Consider the following 16,368-nt stretch of genomic DNA (forward strand, 5'->3'; position numbering starts at 1 on the left):
TTTTTGCTAGCTCTTTATTTGTGGTTAACAAGTGTTATAAATTTAAACTTTCAGGTTTTACCAAAAATATTTTAAGTAATTTGCTTATCGATTAAACATCTATGAATTATTTTATATTATTTCCAAGAGCTTTTAAATCGTCAAGCTTAAAAGTCTGTTCTTGTCCATTAACATTTACATAGCAAACAATATCTTGAATTTTAGCTAGTTTTGGATTACTAGAACCTGTTTTTTTATTATCATAATATTTTTTGCGAATATAATTTTTTACTACTGTCTTCTTTGGAGGAATTACTGAATCAAGAAGAAATAAATGTTCATCATGAGCAAGACCTGCTTGCGTAAATTTATCAGTAAAAGCTATATGATATGAAATTTTTGATATTTCAAGTGATGTATTATTTCTAATTTCAAATTCACTATAGTAGTAAGAATCATCTTCAGTAAAAGATTTTTCTGTTATAACAATTGGATCAGTTATAGCACCACTTGTTACTTTGGGAATTTCCTCAACTTTATCAGTTGCTTTTACATTTTTCTTTGTTTTTTCATAATTATTATATCCTAAAGCGATACCGCCAGAAAATGTCATAACAAAAATGCATATTAAAATGCCAGATAGAATTCTTAAGCCTTTAATCCCTTTTGCCATACTAATAAGCAAAATACAAAAAGAAATTATAGTGCCTAAAGTTCCAACAATAAATAATAGTTCATAGTTTTGAAACATAATGACTGCCTCCAACAAGTGAATAATTTAAATAAATTTCATATAATAGTATAACATAATACTATTATTAGTGGTATTAGTAATAAGAAATAATGAACAATAAAATCTAAAGGAAAATTTATATATAACCAAATTAATCAGAATACCAATTGATAAAAGAAAGTTGTATAATATAGATGAATTTACTAAGGAGGGTATACAATGAAAACACTAGAATTAAAAAAGAATTTATACTGGACAGGGCTTTTAGATCCAAATTTAAGAAAATTTGATATTGTTATGGAGACAGAGTTTGGTACTTCGTATAATTCTTATTTATTTAAAACCAGTGAAAAGACTGTATTATTTGAAACAGGGAAGGTTACATTTTTTGAAGAATATTTGAAGGAATTAAAGGTACTTGTTGATATTAAGGATATTGATTATATTGTAGTAAGCCATACAGAACCAGATCATGCAGGTAGTATTGGATTACTTTTAGATATTAATCCAAATATTAAAATTGTTGCAACTCAAGTTGCCATAGGTTTTTTAAAGAATATTGTTAATAGAGAGTTTGAAAGTATTGCAGTAAAGGAAAATGATACTTTAGATTTAGGTGATAAAACTTTACGTTTCATGCCACTTCCAAATCTTCATTGGCCTGATACTATGTATACATATATTGAAGAAGATAAAACATTAGTTACTTGTGATTCTTTTGGTTCTCACTATAGTTTTGATGGTGTATTATTAAGTAAATTAACGGATAATGAAGGATACCTAAGAGCTCTTAAATATTATTTTGATTGCATTATTGGTCCATTTAAAAACCCATTTATGGTAAAGGCTTTAGAGAGAATTAAAGATTTAGAAGTTGATATGATATGTACAGGACATGGTCCAGTATTAGATTGCAGAATAGATGAAGTGAAGGAATATTATTATAAATGGTCGACTGTAACTAATCCAAATCCTAGAAAAACAGTTATTATACCATATGTAAGTGCTTATGGATATACTAAAGAATTAGCTAATGAAATTTCTAAAGGGATCAAAGAAAGTGGAGAAATAGATGTAAGAACTTATGATATGGAAGAAGCAGATCAAGGAAAAGTACTTGAAGAGCTTGAATTTGCAGATGGAATTCTTTTCGGTACTCCTACAATAGTAGGTGATGCATTAAAACCTATTTGGGATTTAACAACATCAATTTTTTCAAGAACTCATGGAGGAAAACTTGCAAGTGCATTTGGAAGTTATGGATGGAGTGGAGAAGCAGTTCCTAACATTATTCAAAGATTAAAACAGTTAAGAATGAAAGTTGTTGATGAAGGATTCCGTATTAAATTTAAACCAAGTGATGCTCAGTTAAAAGAAGCATATGGTTATGGATATAATTTTGGATGCCTTTTACAAAATAAAGAAAATCCCAATAAAGTTCAATAAAATATAAATACATTAGGGCTTAATTCATAAGCCTTAATTTTATGTTATAAATTATTTGAAGATATAAATAAAATAAAGCAGTGTACAAGCAAGTACACGAGATATTAAAATGAGGTGAAGGATATGTTCCAAATATCATTTTCTGTAAACTATTCTGAAATCGAAGTAATACTTGATAAACTTATAAGTATAGGGTTCTATTCTACTTATTATGATGCTCCCTATCAAGTAACTGTTGATTCTAATGGATATGGCTTTTATGAAAAAGAAAATGAAGTTATAGAATTAAAGGTTTATCCAGAATGTGAAAACTATGAGGAATGTGAAAAATGTATTGCTAAAATAAAAGAAGTATTAAATTTAGATAAAAAAATAAATTTAATAGAAATAAAAGATGACAACTGGCAGAAGCCATTTGAACCAGTAGATTTAAATAATGGATGGATAATTGCAGAACCAAATGAAATGATTGATGGAAAGAAAAATAAAATAAACTTTGAATCACAAGGGTCTTTTGGTACTGGGCTTCATGAAACTACGCAAGATTTTCTTAGGTATATATTAGAAGAAGATTTTTCAGGTTTGAGCATATTTGATTTAGGAACTGGTTCTGGAATATTAAGTATAGCAGCTGCATTAAAAAATGCAAAAAAAATAGTGGCATTAGATATACGAGATGTAACTAGTGAAGTATTATATAATGCTACCTTAAATAATATTAGTAATATAGAAGTTGTCGTTGCAGATGTTACATCTAAAGATTTAGGAAGTAAAGAGAAATTTGATGTAGTATTCATTAATATTGGTGGAGAAGAAACTTTAGCTTCAATGGAACTTATAAATAATGTTATAAAGGATAATGGAAGATTGTATGTATCTGGTTTAGTAGAATGGAGCAGTAATGTTGTTTATGAAGAATTAAAAGCTCAAGGATATGAATTAATAAAGAGCACAAAAACTAATGAATGGGTAACGATGATTTTAGAGAAAAAGTATAGGAATAAATAAGAAAAAGAAAAGCAGTTTAAAATGGTACCTATAAACAGGACACTTTAAAAAAAGTCTCCTGTTTTTTATATCTAAACCAGTATAAAATTTATTAAGTATAAGCTATTGATAGGCTTTTTATAGATAAATTATTTCTTAATTTCGAAGTGATTTTTTTGTAAAGAAATGTTTTAATAAATAACAATTATTAGTTAATATACTGTTAATAATTAATAAAATAGGATATAATATATTATATGGTTAAGTGCATCAAGGGAGGAATTAGTTTATGGAAATATTGGAATTGAAAAAGGATTTTTATTGGACAGGTGTATTAGACAAAGACTTAAAAGTATTTGATATTATTATGGAAACAGAATTTGGTAGTTCATATAATTCTTATTTACTTAAAACAAGTGATAAGACAGTTTTATTTGAAACAGCTAAAGCAAAGTTTTTTGATGGTTATTTAAATGCATTAGAGAAGTTGGTGGATATTAAAGATATTGATTATATTGTTGTGAATCATACTGAACCAGATCATGCTGGAAGTATAGAAAAGCTTATTGAGATAAATCCTAATATTAAAATTGTTGGAACACAAGTTGCAATTGGATTTTTAAAAAATATTGTAAATCGTGATTTTTATAGCATAACTGTAAAAGAAAATGATACTTTAAATGTAGGGGATAAAACTTTACGCTTTATGATGCTTCCAAATCTTCATTGGCCAGATACAATGTACACATACATAGAAGAAGATAAGACTTTATTGACTTGTGATTCTTTTGGATCTCATTATTGTTTTGATGAAATTTTATTAAGTAAAGTTACAGATAATGAAGGATATTTAAGAGCAACTAAATATTATTTTGATTGCATTATAGGACCTTTTAAAAATCCATTTATGGTAAAAGCTTTGAATAGAATCAAAGATTTAGAGATAGATATGATTTGTACAGGACATGGACCAGTTATAGATTGCAGAATTGATGAGATTATTGAGCTTTATAAAAAATGGTGTACTGTAGTGAATCCAAATACTAAGAAAACAGTTATTATTCCTTATGTAAGTGCTTATGGATACACTAAGGAATTAGCAGGTAAGATAACTGAAGGAATTAAAGCTAGTGGAGATATAGATGTAAGATCTTATGATTTAGTAGAAGATGATAAAGAAAAAGTTTTAGAAGAATTAACTTTTGCTGATGGTATTTTATTTGGAACACCTACTATTGTTGGTGAAGCTCTAGAACCAATTTGGGAATTAACTATAAAAATGTTTGCAAGAACTCATGGAGGGAAACTTGCTAGTGCATTTGGAAGTTATGGTTGGAGTGGAGAAGGAGTTCCACATATCATGCAAAGATTAAAGCAGCTTAATATGAAGATCGTTGAAGGCTTACGTATTAAGTTTAAGCCAAGTGATAATGATTTAAGTGAAGCTTATGATTTTGGATATAATTTTGGATGTGTTTTACAAAATAAAGAAAACCCAGCTAAGAAGTCTGCAAAGAGAACTTTAGTAAAATGTTTAGTTTGTGGTGAAATATTTGATTCTAGTCTTGAAATTTGCCCAGTTTGTGGAGTTGGAAAAGAAAACTTCATAGAGGTTGATGATGACGAAAGTGATTATAAGAAAAACACTGATGAAATTTATTTAATTTTAGGAAATGGTGCGGCAGGTGTAAGTGCAGCTACCGCCATAAGGCAGAGAAATGAAACTTGTTCTATAGTTATGGTTTCAAATGAAAGTATATTAGGCTATAATCGCCCTATGTTAACTAAATCAATTATAGCTAAATTTAGACCAAAACAAATCTTAATGCATGATAAATATTGGTACAAAGAAAAAAATATAACTAATGTTCTTGATAAAGAAATAATTAAGCTTGATACAAAAGAAAAAGAAGTAATATTTAATGATGGAATTAAACTTAAATATGATAAATGTATATATGCATTAGGTTCTGAATGCTTTGTTCCACCAATAACAGGAATTGATAAAAAAGCTGTTATAGCAATACGTCGTGTTTCTGATGTTGATAAAATTATAGAAGTATTACCAAAGGTAAAAAATGTAGTTATAATTGGTGGAGGAGTTCTTGGGCTTGAAGCAGCTTGGGAATTAAGCAAAACAAAGTGTAAAGTGACTGTATTAGAAATTGCTGATACCTTAATGGGTACACAATTAGATCATGAAGGTGGAAAGTTCTTAGAAGAAGTAATAAAAGGAACTGGAATTGATATTAGATTAAATGTTAAGATTGATGAAATATTAGGGAAAAAATTAGCAACAGGAGTTAAAATTAATGGAAATGAAACTCTTGAGGCAGACCTTATTATTGTATCTTGTGGAATAGTGCCTAATTCGAAGATTGCTAAAGAAGCAGGAATCAATTCTCATAAATCCGTGCTTGTAAATGAAAAAATGGAAACTAATGTGGCAGATATCTATGCCTGTGGAGATTGTGCAGAATATGATGGAATAAATTATGGAACTTGGCCACAAGCTTTGGAAATGGGGAAAGTAGCTGGAGCAAATGCTGCAGGAGATTCTTTGAAATATGAAACAGTAGATGCAGCTTTAACTTTTAGTGGAATGAACACTTCAATATATGCAATTGGAGATAATGGAAAAAATCCATATCTAAAATATAAAACAGTAGAATTCAAAGATCCAATTAAGAAAATATATGAAAAATACTATTTCGCTAATAATCGTTTATGTGGAGCAATTTTAATTGGAGATACAAAAAAGATTGTTAAAGTAACACAAGATGTAAAAGAAAATAAATTATTTACTGACGTTTTTTAAAGTAATACCTGAAAAAATTAGAGCTTATTATGAGCTCTAATTTTTTTATTCTTTGAAATTTATAATTCAGTAAGATCTGTGGATAATATATAAAAAAGACTATTTAACTGAGTTGTGTATAAGAAAAGAATAAAAAACAAATCATATTCGCCTGCATAAAATGTTCTCATATGCAGCATAGCTGCCTTTTCTAAGGTGCACATTTTTCTCACATGCGTTCGAAAAGGCAGATGCGCACCTATAAAAAGAGTGCGAAGCACAATACGGAACTTAATATTAAAAATCTCCGGCTCCATAGTCGCCTACGATTTTTTTATATACATCATAGTTGAATGTTGAAAAGAATACTAAATTATGATACTTTTATTATGTAGAAATGTATTACAAAATTATAGTCTATTGCAGGGAGCAATTTTTTGTAAAGTTTTATTTAAAAATTGTTTATATTAAAAGTGAAACAGAAAAATGAACACGTGTGCAAGAATTTGTGATTATAAAGGAGAATTGTTATGAGACTTGGAATGAGATGTCATGATGTAGTTCATACTAATCTTGAAGATTTAAGCGAGAGTATACAAAGTAAAAATTTTAAAACTGTTCAGTTAGCACTAAGGAAAATTAATACTGGCTTCAATGCTAATAAAGCTCATATAACACCAGGAATGGCAAAGCATATAAGAGATATATTTGCTAAACATGATATAGGTATAGGTATATTAGGTTGCTATGTGAATATAGCTCATCCTGATGATGATGAACTTAAGGTATTATTAGATAGATTCAAAGAACATATAAGATTTGCAAGAGATTTTGGATGTAGTCTTGTGGGAACAGAAACTGGTGCTTTGAATAAAGAATATGTTTATGGACCAGAAAATAATACAGAAGAAGCTTTTTTAAGAACTTTAAATTCTGTAAGAATATTAGCAGAAGAAGCTGAGAAGTTTGGAGTAATTGTTGCTATTGAAGGAGTTGCAAATCATATAATCAATACTCCAGAAAGAATGAAGAGGGTACTTAACAATATTCTATCTAATAATCTACAAGTAATTTTTGATCCAACAAATTATATAACTGTAGAAAATTATAAAGATCAAGATGAAATGATGAAAAAAAACTTTGAATTATTTGGAGATAGAATAGTTGCTATTCATGCAAAAGATTTTATATGTGAAGATAACGAAATTAAATTAGTCCCAATTGGAAAAGGTTTGTTAAATTATGAATTATTACTATCACTAATAAAAGAAAATAATCCTTATATTGAGGTGTTTCTTGAAAGTACAAAACCAGAACATGTAGATGATAGCGTTGATTACATTACTAAAATATATAATAGTGTGAAGTAAGACATATTAAGTTTAACAGAAAAATTAAATTACTAAGAATTGAATAACCACAAGAAATTGAGTGACTGTTACATTAAGATAAAAAGATAATATATTAAGTTGTTTTTATAACAAACTAATATATTATCGCATTTACTTGATATAACAGTTTCTATTTTATTTGTATTCATAAATACATTTTAATTAAAACTTCCTTCAATGAACAACTATATCAATACATATTAATGATAAATTTGGTTAATAAATTAGAAAAAACATTAATTTTATGGGAAATAATTGATTCAATGTATAAAAAAATAAAATTATTTGTGCAAATGAACAAAAAAAAACGTTAAGTAAACAATATCAGCTGAATAATAAATATATTATTATTTTAATATGTTAGTAAACGTTAACGTTATTTAGCTATTGTAGCAAGTTATATAATTTTTTAATTTATTAAATTTAGGAGGAAGTAAAATGGCAATTATTCATTGGAGTGGAGCGGTTATTGGTTTAGCAATTGCAATAATATTAATTTTAAGAAAGGTAAATCCAGTATATGCACTTTTTGGCGGAGCTATAATAGGTGGACTAATTGGAGGAGCGAGCTTAGCTCAAACAACACAGGCGCTTATTGATGGTACTAGTAGCGTAATGGGGGCAGTAGTTAGAGTACTTGCAGCAGGAGTACTTGCAGGGATTTTGATTGAATCTGGTGCAGCAGAAAAAATTGCAGAAACTATAGTAGAAAAACTTGGTGAGAAAAAAGCATTGCTTGCAATAGCTTTAGCAACTATGGTTATTACAGCAGTAGGTGTATTTGTTACAGTTGCAGTCATTATAGTTGCACCAATAGCATTATCTGTAGCTAAAAAAGCAGGACTTACTAAATCTGCAATACTTTTAGCTATGATAGGTGGAGGTAAGTCTGGAAATATAATGTCACCTAATCCAAATACTATTGCAGTAGCAAAAGGGTTTGATGTAGACTTGGCACAAGTAATGATAAGAGGATTTATTCCAGCAATAGTAGGATTAGTAGTTACATATTTTGTTGCTACATTGCTAAATAAAAGAGGAGAAGCAATTAAAGAAATAACTATAAAAGAATCAGAAGCATCAATAACAACTAATAAGGAAAAAACAAGTTTTGGCAAAGCAATGGTAGCACCAATAGTAGCTATAATATTGTTAGCAATTAGTCCTGTTGGAAGTATGCTTAACATACCAGCACTTGCGGCGATTAAAATTGATTCATTGATTATACTACCATTTGCGGGTATTATAGGGTTAATTGCAATGGGTAAATTTAATAAATTTATTCCTTACACAACTTCAGGTTTAAATAAAATGACAGGTACAGCAGTTATTTTAATTGGAGCAGGAGCAATAGCAGGTATAATTTCTAAATCTAATTTAAGTGATGCAGTAGTATACTGTATTCAAACAACAGGTATTTCAGGAGTATTTTTAGCACCAATATCAGGTATATTAATGGCAGGAGCTACAGCATCAACATCAACAGGAGCACTTGTAGCAGCTGGTAGTTTTGGGAAAGCAATATTAGCTATGGGAGTAGCTCCGTTAAATGCAGCTGTTATGGTTCATACAGGAGCAATAGTAATTGATCACTTACCACATGGAACATTCTTCCATACTACAGCAGATTGTGTAAAAATGGATATTAAGGAACGTATGAAGTTAATGCCACTTGAATCTCTAATTGGTGGAGCTACGTGTATTGTAGCAACAATTGTATATGGATTTTTAATGTAATTTCAATTATTAATTAGTTTTTAATATAAGCGAGAAATAAGGAGAGTTTAATATGGAAAAAGAATTAACTATTGTATTAGCACCAGACTCATTCAAGGAAAGTATGACAGCAAAAGAAGTATGTGAAGCAATAGAAAATGGTATAAAGAAAGTAAATGATAAGATTAATTGTATACATGTACCTATGGCTGATGGTGGAGAAGGAACTATGCAGTCATTAGTAGATGCGACTGATGGAAAGATATATTCTTTAAAAGTAGTTGGTCCTTTAGGAAATGAAGTGGAAGCAGAATATGGAATTTTAGGTGATGGTGAAATAGGAATATTAGAAATGGCTAGTGCAAGCGGAATACATTTAGTTTCTCCTGAAAAAAGGAATCCATTATTAACTACTACTTATGGTACAGGACAACTTATAAAAGCTTGCTTAGATCATGGTGTTAAAAAATTATTAATAGGTATTGGTGGAAGTGCAACGAATGACGGAGGAGCAGGAGTTATACAAGCACTTGGCGGAAAATTATTAGATAAACAAGGAACTGAATTAGGCTTTGGCGGAGGAGAGCTTGGGAAATTAAATACTATTGATTTAAGTGAATTCGATGCCAGATTAAAAGATGTTACTATAGAAGTAGCTTGTGATGTTAATAATCCACTTTGTGGTGAAAAGGGAGCTTCAAATGTATTTGGTCCACAAAAAGGTGCTAATAAAGCAATGATAGATGTATTAGATGATAATTTAAGACACTATGCAGGTGTAATAAAAAAGCAATTAGGAAAAGATGTAATTGATGAACCTGGTGCTGGAGCAGCAGGAGGACTTGGTGCAGGACTTATGGCTTTCTTAAATGGTACTTTAAAAAAAGGAATTGAAATGGTGATAGAGTACGCTAAACTTGAAGAAAAAGTTAAAGAAGCAGATATGGTTTGGACTGGAGAAGGAAGTATAGATTTCCAAACACAATATGGAAAAACACCATTAGGGGTTGCAACAATTGCTAAGAAATATAATAAACCAGTAATTGCATTGGCAGGAAGAGTTGGAGAAGATATAGAAGTCTTATATGAAAAAGGTATTGATTCAATATTTGGTATAACTAAAGGGGCAACTTCTTTAGAAGAGGCATTAGTAAAAGGAAAAGAAAATATTGAAAAGACAGCTGAAAATATAATAAGACTAATTAATTTACTATAATTATATGTTGGGAAAAGAGTTGCAAGCTGTTCAAAGGAAATCAACAGTTATTGATTATTGACAACTGAGCATTGACAATTTAAAAACCTAAACTTATTAAGATTATTTAAGAGTGCGTTTGATTTTTAAACGCACTTTTAATTTATATTTGTTATAATATCAATAATATTAATGAGGATGTGAAGAATTATGAAATTATCAAAAACTATAGCACAAAAGATTGTTTTAGAAATGATGAATGTGATTCCTTACAATATAAATGTTATGGATGAAAATGGAGTAATTATTGGCAGTGGTGATATAAATCGTATTGGAAATATTCATGAAGGAGCTAAAAATGCTATAAATAATAAACATATAAATCAAGTTTATGCTGAAGATGAAAAAATGAAACCAGGAGTAAATGAGCCAATTATATTTAACGAAGAAGTGATAGGAGTTATAGGCATTACAGGGCATCCAGATGAGGTAAGAAGATTTAGTAAATTAGTACGTGTAACAGCTGTTTTATTGATTGAGCAAGCAAAAATTGACGAAGAGGTTCAAAATGAAAGATTAAATATGCAGAAATTTTATCATGAATTAGCACATAGAAAAACTATATATGATGATAAATTTCACGAAAGAGCTAAAAGTTATGGACTTGATCTAACAAAAAAGTGCCAAGTTATTCTTGTAGAAGGAAATATAAATGCACATAAATTTAAAACCTTGTGTCAAAAGTATTCACATTATAATGAGATTAATAATAGAATGGCTTTCTTTACAACATCTAATCATATATATAAATCGCTATTAGAGGATTTAAAAGGAAATAATGAAGTAAATAAGATTAGTATTGGTGGGATGGAGGATATTGCAGCAATTTCATTGGAAAATGCTGAACTAGCAATGGAATTTGGAGCAAAGATAAAGCCAGCAAGCCTATTCTATAATTATGAAGAATTGAAATTTATTATTCATTTAGCACATGCAAATAAGATGGAATTAGTTTCGTTAATGTCCAATCTAGATAAAGCAGGAAATAAGTTAGAATTAATTCAAACTATAGAAGCATATATTGAGGAAAATGGAGATATTAGTAGTGTTGCCAATAAATTAAATATACATAGAAATACTTTAAATTATAGGTTGGAGAGAATTAACAACCTAACTGGTAAGAATCCAAAAAATTTGTTAGAACTATTTGAATTATTATGTGGATTAATTTGGAGATAAGTTTTAGATATTAAAATAAGAATTAAAACATTAAGTATGGCAGTTAGTATTTTGTATACTAGCTGTTTGTTTCATGTACTATTAATTAGATTTCAATGGTAAAAAGTTAGCTATTATATAGTATGTTTAAAAATCTAAAAATCTGGTATATACTATTAATTAAATGATTAAGTGTAAATTTAAGGTTAATTTCAGTATTAGTTTAGAAAGGTAATTAGTATGGATAATAAGCAAAAGATTTTTTATGCTTTAAAAAAGTATTATGGTTTTGAGACTTTAAGAAGAGGTCAACTTGAAATAATGAATAGTATTTTAAATGGTATAGATACTTTTTGCCTTATGCCAACAGGTGCTGGAAAATCAATTTGTTATCAGATACCAGCAATAATACTTCAAGGTATAACAATTGTAATAGCACCATTGATTTCACTTATGAAAGACCAAGTAGATAACCTTATAAGTGTTGGCGTTAAAGCAACTTATATTAATAGCACCCAAAGTATAGATACTATAAAAAAAATATTAATAGAAGCAGCAATGGGAGAATATAAAATACTATATATTTCTCCAGAACGCCTTGAATCTAAAATTTTCAAAGATATGATTAAAGATTTATATATTTCACAAATTGTAATAGATGAAGCTCATTGTGTATCACAATGGGGACATGATTTTAGACAGAGTTATTTAGAAATCTCTAATTTTTATGACAGTCTTAAATTTAAACCTACACTGTCAGCTTTTACAGCAACAGCAACAGAAGCTGTTAGGGAAGATTCAATAAAACTTTTAGGACTTAAAAATCCTTATGTATATAGGGGTGATATTAATAGAGAAAATTTAAATATTAATGTGCTTAAAGAAGTAGATAAGCTTGAGATATTAAAAGATATAATAAGGGAAAATGAAGGGGAAGCAGGAATAGTATATTGTGCTTCAAGGAAAGAAGTAGATGAACTTTATTATTATTTAAAAGATTTAGGCTATAATGTTGGGAAATATCATGGTGGACTTAAGGATGAAGAAAAAGAAAGATATCAAGAAAATTTCTTGTATGAAAATATAGATATAATTATAGCAACTAATGCCTTTGGAATGGGAATAGATAAGTCCAATATAAGGTTTGTTGTTCACTTTACACTTCCGCAAAATATAGAATCTTATTATCAGGAAATAGGCAGAGGTGGACGTGATGGAGAAAAATGCAGTTGTTATTTATTTTATTGTGAAGCGGATATAAGTAGAGTCGAATACATAATAAATAAAAGTTCGTCAATAAAAAGAAGAGAAATTCAACTTAGGCAATTTCAAGCTATGATTAATTATTGTAATTTAAAAGAATGTTATAGGAAATATATATTAAATTACTTTGGTAATGAACGTAAACTGAATTATTGTAATAATTGTAGCAACTGTTTAAATGATGATGAATTAAAAGATTTTACAAGAGAAAGTCAAATGATATTATCAACAGTTTTTAGAACTAAGGAAAAGTATGGAGTATCAGTTCTTGTTGATATTTTAAAGGGATTTAAGGGCCCTAAAATAATTCAAAATAACTTAGATAAGCTTACTACCTATGGAATAATGAAGGAATACGATAGTGGCTTTATAAAAGATTTAATTAAAAATTTACTAAGTGAAGGGTATGTTGATTTAAAAGAAGGAACATATTCCATGCTAAAGCTAAATGCTAGATCAATGAAATTATTAAAGAGTCAAGAAAAATTAGTGTTGAAAATTCTAGATAAGAGGGAACCTCTTTTAAATAAGGAGCTCTTTGAAGCCTTAAAGAAATGGAGAAAAGAGAAAGCTTATAAAGAAAGAATAAAACCATACATAATTTTTTCAGATACTAGTTTAATTGCTATATCTAATAGTAAACCTAAAACAATAGAGGAATTATTAGAAATTAGAGGGGTAGGAATTAAGAAGATAGAAGCTTATGGTAAGGAGTTATTAAATATAGTTCAGATAACTGATGAAAGAGAAGCTAAATAAATGTTATCTAAAGTGTTTATTTATATGTGCTCAATTTAATTTTATGTTAAAATAGTAAATGTTATGTTTAAATAAAGTTTGATTAATTAAAGAAAATTACAAAAGGAGTTAACCAATGAAATATTTTAATGAAAATATAGAGTCGGTTTTGAAAAATTTAGAAGTAAATTTAGAAAGCGGTTTAAATGACTCAGAAGTTAAAAAAAGAAATTTAAATTATGGAAAAAATGAATTTACTAGTAAAGAACAAGGAAGTATATTTGATGATATAAAAAATGCTTTATTGGAACCAATGATGGTCATTCTTTTAGTGGCAGCTTTAGTAAGTGGAATAATTGGAGAAATCTATGATTCAATTGGTATAGTATGTGCTGTAGCAATAGGAATAACTATTGGAATTATTACTGAAGGAAAATCTAAAAAAGCAGCTGAAGCTTTAGCTAAAATGACAGAAGATATTGTTGTAAAGGTACTTAGAAATAATTCGGTAATACAGGTTAATAAAAGTGAACTAGTACCAGGAGATATAGTTTATCTTGAAACAGGAGATATGATACCAGCAGATGGACGATTTGTTGAAACAATTGATTTGAAGGTAAGAGAAGATATGCTAACTGGAGAATCTGATGATGTAAAAAAAGATTCTAATGTCGTAGTTCAAATGGAAGAAATAGAGTCAAATGGGATTAAGAAGATGCAAGATCCAATTCCAGCGAAGCAGATAAATATGGGGTTTGGGGGAACATTAATTGCATATGGTAAAGCTACTATGGTTATAACCAGTATTGGAGATACTACTGAAGTTGGAAAAATAGCACAAGAGCTTCAAATAGATGAAGAAGAAACTCCACTTCAAAGGAAGCTGGGCAATTTAGGGAAAATAATAACTAAAATATCTAGTGTTATAGCAGGAGTGTTATTTATATTCATGGTAACCAAAATGATTTTAGCCGATAAGCTAAACATAGATATGTCAGGGATAATTGCATTTTTAGATTCAATAGATCCTATAAAAACTGCTTTTGTTGTGTGCATAGCATTAATAGTAGCAGCTGTACCAGAAGGGTTACCAACAATGATTAATATGACTTTAGCGATTACTATGCAGAAGATGGCAAAAATTAATGCATTGGTTACTAAAAAGGAAGCATGTGAAACTATAGGTTCAGTTAGTGTAATTTGTTCTGATAAAACAGGAACATTAACACAAAATAAAATGACGGTAGAAAGTCTTTACTTAAATGGAAAGTTTTTTGATGATAAAAATGAGATAGATGCTTATTTTATAAAAAATTGTCTTGTAAATTCAACTGCTCATATTAGTTCTGAAGATGGAATGTGGAATTATTTGGGGAATTCAACAGAATGTGCATTACTTTCGTATTTAGAAGAGTATGATTATAAAAAGGAAAGAAGAGAAACCGAGGTTATTCATCAAATACCATTTAATTCTAAGAATAAATTTATGGCAACGGTTATTAAAATAAAAGGTAAAGATGTGGTTCTTGTAAAAGGAGCACCAGAAATAATATTATCTAATGCTTCAAAAGAAGTAATAGACAATAAATATATAGAATTAACAGAAGAAAGAAGAAATGAAATTAAAAATGAAATTCATAAATTTCAAGCTAAATCTATGAGAATCTTAGGGTTTGGATTTAGAGTCGCAGAAGAAATGGAAGCTGAAGCTGCAATTACTAATGAAGCTAGTATTTTAAAGCCAAAATTATCAAAAGGAGCAAATGATTTAATATTTAGCGGATTTGTAGCAATAAGAGATCCATTAAGACCAGATGTAACGCAAGCTATTTTAACAGCTAAAAAGGCTGGTGTTGAAACTAAAATGTTGACTGGAGATAATATAAATACAGCAATTGCAATAGGAAACGACCTTGGAATGCTTAATGATGGAAAAAGAGCAGTTGAGGCAACGTATATTGATACATTAAGTGATGAAGAATTGCAAAGAGAAATTAATAATATAGCAATTGTAGCTAGAAGTAAACCAGAAACAAAAATGAGAATTGTAGATATACTTCAAAGAAATGGTCAAGTAGTAGGAGTTACAGGTGATGGAATCAATGATGCGCCAGCTTTAACAAAAGCCGATGTAGGTATAGCAATGGGGATTTCAGGATCAGAAGTTTCAAAAAGTGCTGCAGATATAATTTTAACTGATGATAACTTTGCAACAATTATTCATGGAATAAAATGGGGAAGAGGAGTATATCAAAACTTCCAAAGGTTCATACAATTTCAGCTTACAGTAAATATAATTGCATTTTTAATTGCAATTATATCTCAGATTTTAAATTTTGAAATGCCATTTACAACAATTCAATTATTGTGGATAAATATAATAATGGATGGACCACCAGCTTTAGTTTTAGGATTAGAGCCAATTAGAAATAATGTATTTAACAAAAAACCTGTAGATAGAGATTCGAGTATAATTACAAGAACTATGATTATAAGCATAGTTTTAAATGCAGTATATGTTGCAGCAATTTTGTTTATACAAATGAAATATAATATTTTAGGTGCAGCTACAAACAAAATTGGTACTGCTAATGAAATGGAAACTGTTCTTTTTGGATTGTTTGCATTTAGTGCATTATTTAATGCATTTAATTGTAGGGAATTTGGATTAGATAGTATAATTCCTAATTTTTTGAAAAATACTATAGCAATTAAAACAATAATTATTACAGGAATAGCTCAAATTATTTTCACGCAAGTATTTACTACATTCTTTAATTCAGTAGCATTATCACCATTAATGTGGCTTAAGGTATTAGGCTTGGCATTTATGATAATAGTAATAAATGAAATAGTAAAATTTACTGTGAGAACAATAAGAAAATAGTTAATTTATTATTGGAGG

10 protein-coding genes are annotated in these 16,368 nt (G+C 28.7%); 9 read left to right on the forward strand and 1 reads right to left on the reverse strand.

Translation table 11 applies throughout. The features are described 5' to 3' along the window. Positions 1–106: 106 nt before the first annotated feature. A complete protein-coding gene (locus L3B98_RS00530) occupies positions 107–730 on the reverse strand; it encodes a hypothetical protein (protein WP_238915150.1) in 624 nt (207 codons plus the stop codon). A gap of 201 nt (positions 731–931) precedes the next feature. On the opposite strand from L3B98_RS00530, the gene L3B98_RS00535 reads away from it, so the two are divergent. From L3B98_RS00535 to L3B98_RS00575, 9 genes are all read left to right on the forward strand, one after another. Beyond that, a complete protein-coding gene (locus L3B98_RS00535) occupies positions 932–2,158 on the forward strand; it encodes an FprA family A-type flavoprotein (RefSeq protein WP_238915151.1) in 1,227 nt (408 codons plus the stop codon). Between the two features lie 123 nt (positions 2,159–2,281). Next, positions 2,282–3,166, forward strand: a complete 885-nt coding sequence (locus L3B98_RS00540) for a 50S ribosomal protein L11 methyltransferase (protein WP_015390949.1) — start codon at positions 2,282–2,284, stop codon at positions 3,164–3,166. Positions 3,167–3,434: 268 nt separating this feature from the next. Continuing rightward, complete coding sequence (locus tag L3B98_RS00545) at positions 3,435–5,963, forward strand: FAD-dependent oxidoreductase (RefSeq protein ID WP_015390950.1); 2,529 nt, start codon at positions 3,435–3,437, stop codon at positions 5,961–5,963. 509 nt (positions 5,964–6,472) lie between these two features. Then, positions 6,473–7,312: a sugar phosphate isomerase/epimerase family protein gene (locus L3B98_RS00550; RefSeq protein ID WP_238915152.1), complete on the forward strand. Its 840-nt coding sequence runs from the start codon at positions 6,473–6,475 to the stop codon at positions 7,310–7,312. A gap of 459 nt (positions 7,313–7,771) precedes the next feature. Beyond that, positions 7,772–9,070 carry an SLC13 family permease gene (locus L3B98_RS00555; RefSeq protein WP_077360679.1) on the forward strand — a complete coding sequence of 433 codons (1,299 nt, stop codon included), beginning with the start codon at positions 7,772–7,774 and terminating at the stop codon, positions 9,068–9,070. A 52-nt stretch (positions 9,071–9,122) separates the two neighbouring features. Next, the gene (locus tag L3B98_RS00560) at positions 9,123–10,265 is read left to right on the forward strand and encodes a glycerate kinase (protein ID WP_077360681.1); all 1,143 of its coding nucleotides are present in this window, start codon (positions 9,123–9,125) and stop codon (positions 10,263–10,265) included. A gap of 189 nt (positions 10,266–10,454) precedes the next feature. After that, entirely contained in the window at positions 10,455–11,483 is a 1,029-nt protein-coding gene (locus L3B98_RS00565) for a sugar diacid recognition domain-containing protein (protein ID WP_077360683.1), read from the forward strand. Positions 11,484–11,702: 219 nt separating this feature from the next. Then, positions 11,703–13,484 carry a DNA helicase RecQ gene (gene recQ, locus L3B98_RS00570; RefSeq protein ID WP_238915153.1) on the forward strand — a complete coding sequence of 594 codons (1,782 nt, stop codon included), beginning with the start codon at positions 11,703–11,705 and terminating at the stop codon, positions 13,482–13,484. Positions 13,485–13,599: 115 nt separating this feature from the next. Continuing rightward, positions 13,600–16,350 carry a calcium-translocating P-type ATPase, PMCA-type gene (locus tag L3B98_RS00575; RefSeq protein WP_238915154.1) on the forward strand — a complete coding sequence of 917 codons (2,751 nt, stop codon included), beginning with the start codon at positions 13,600–13,602 and terminating at the stop codon, positions 16,348–16,350. Positions 16,351–16,368 lie beyond the last annotated feature (18 nt).

Source organism: Clostridium sp. YIM B02555, from assembly GCF_022320955.1.
GTDB classification, from domain to species: domain Bacteria; phylum Bacillota; class Clostridia; order Clostridiales; family Clostridiaceae; genus Clostridium; species Clostridium saccharoperbutylacetonicum.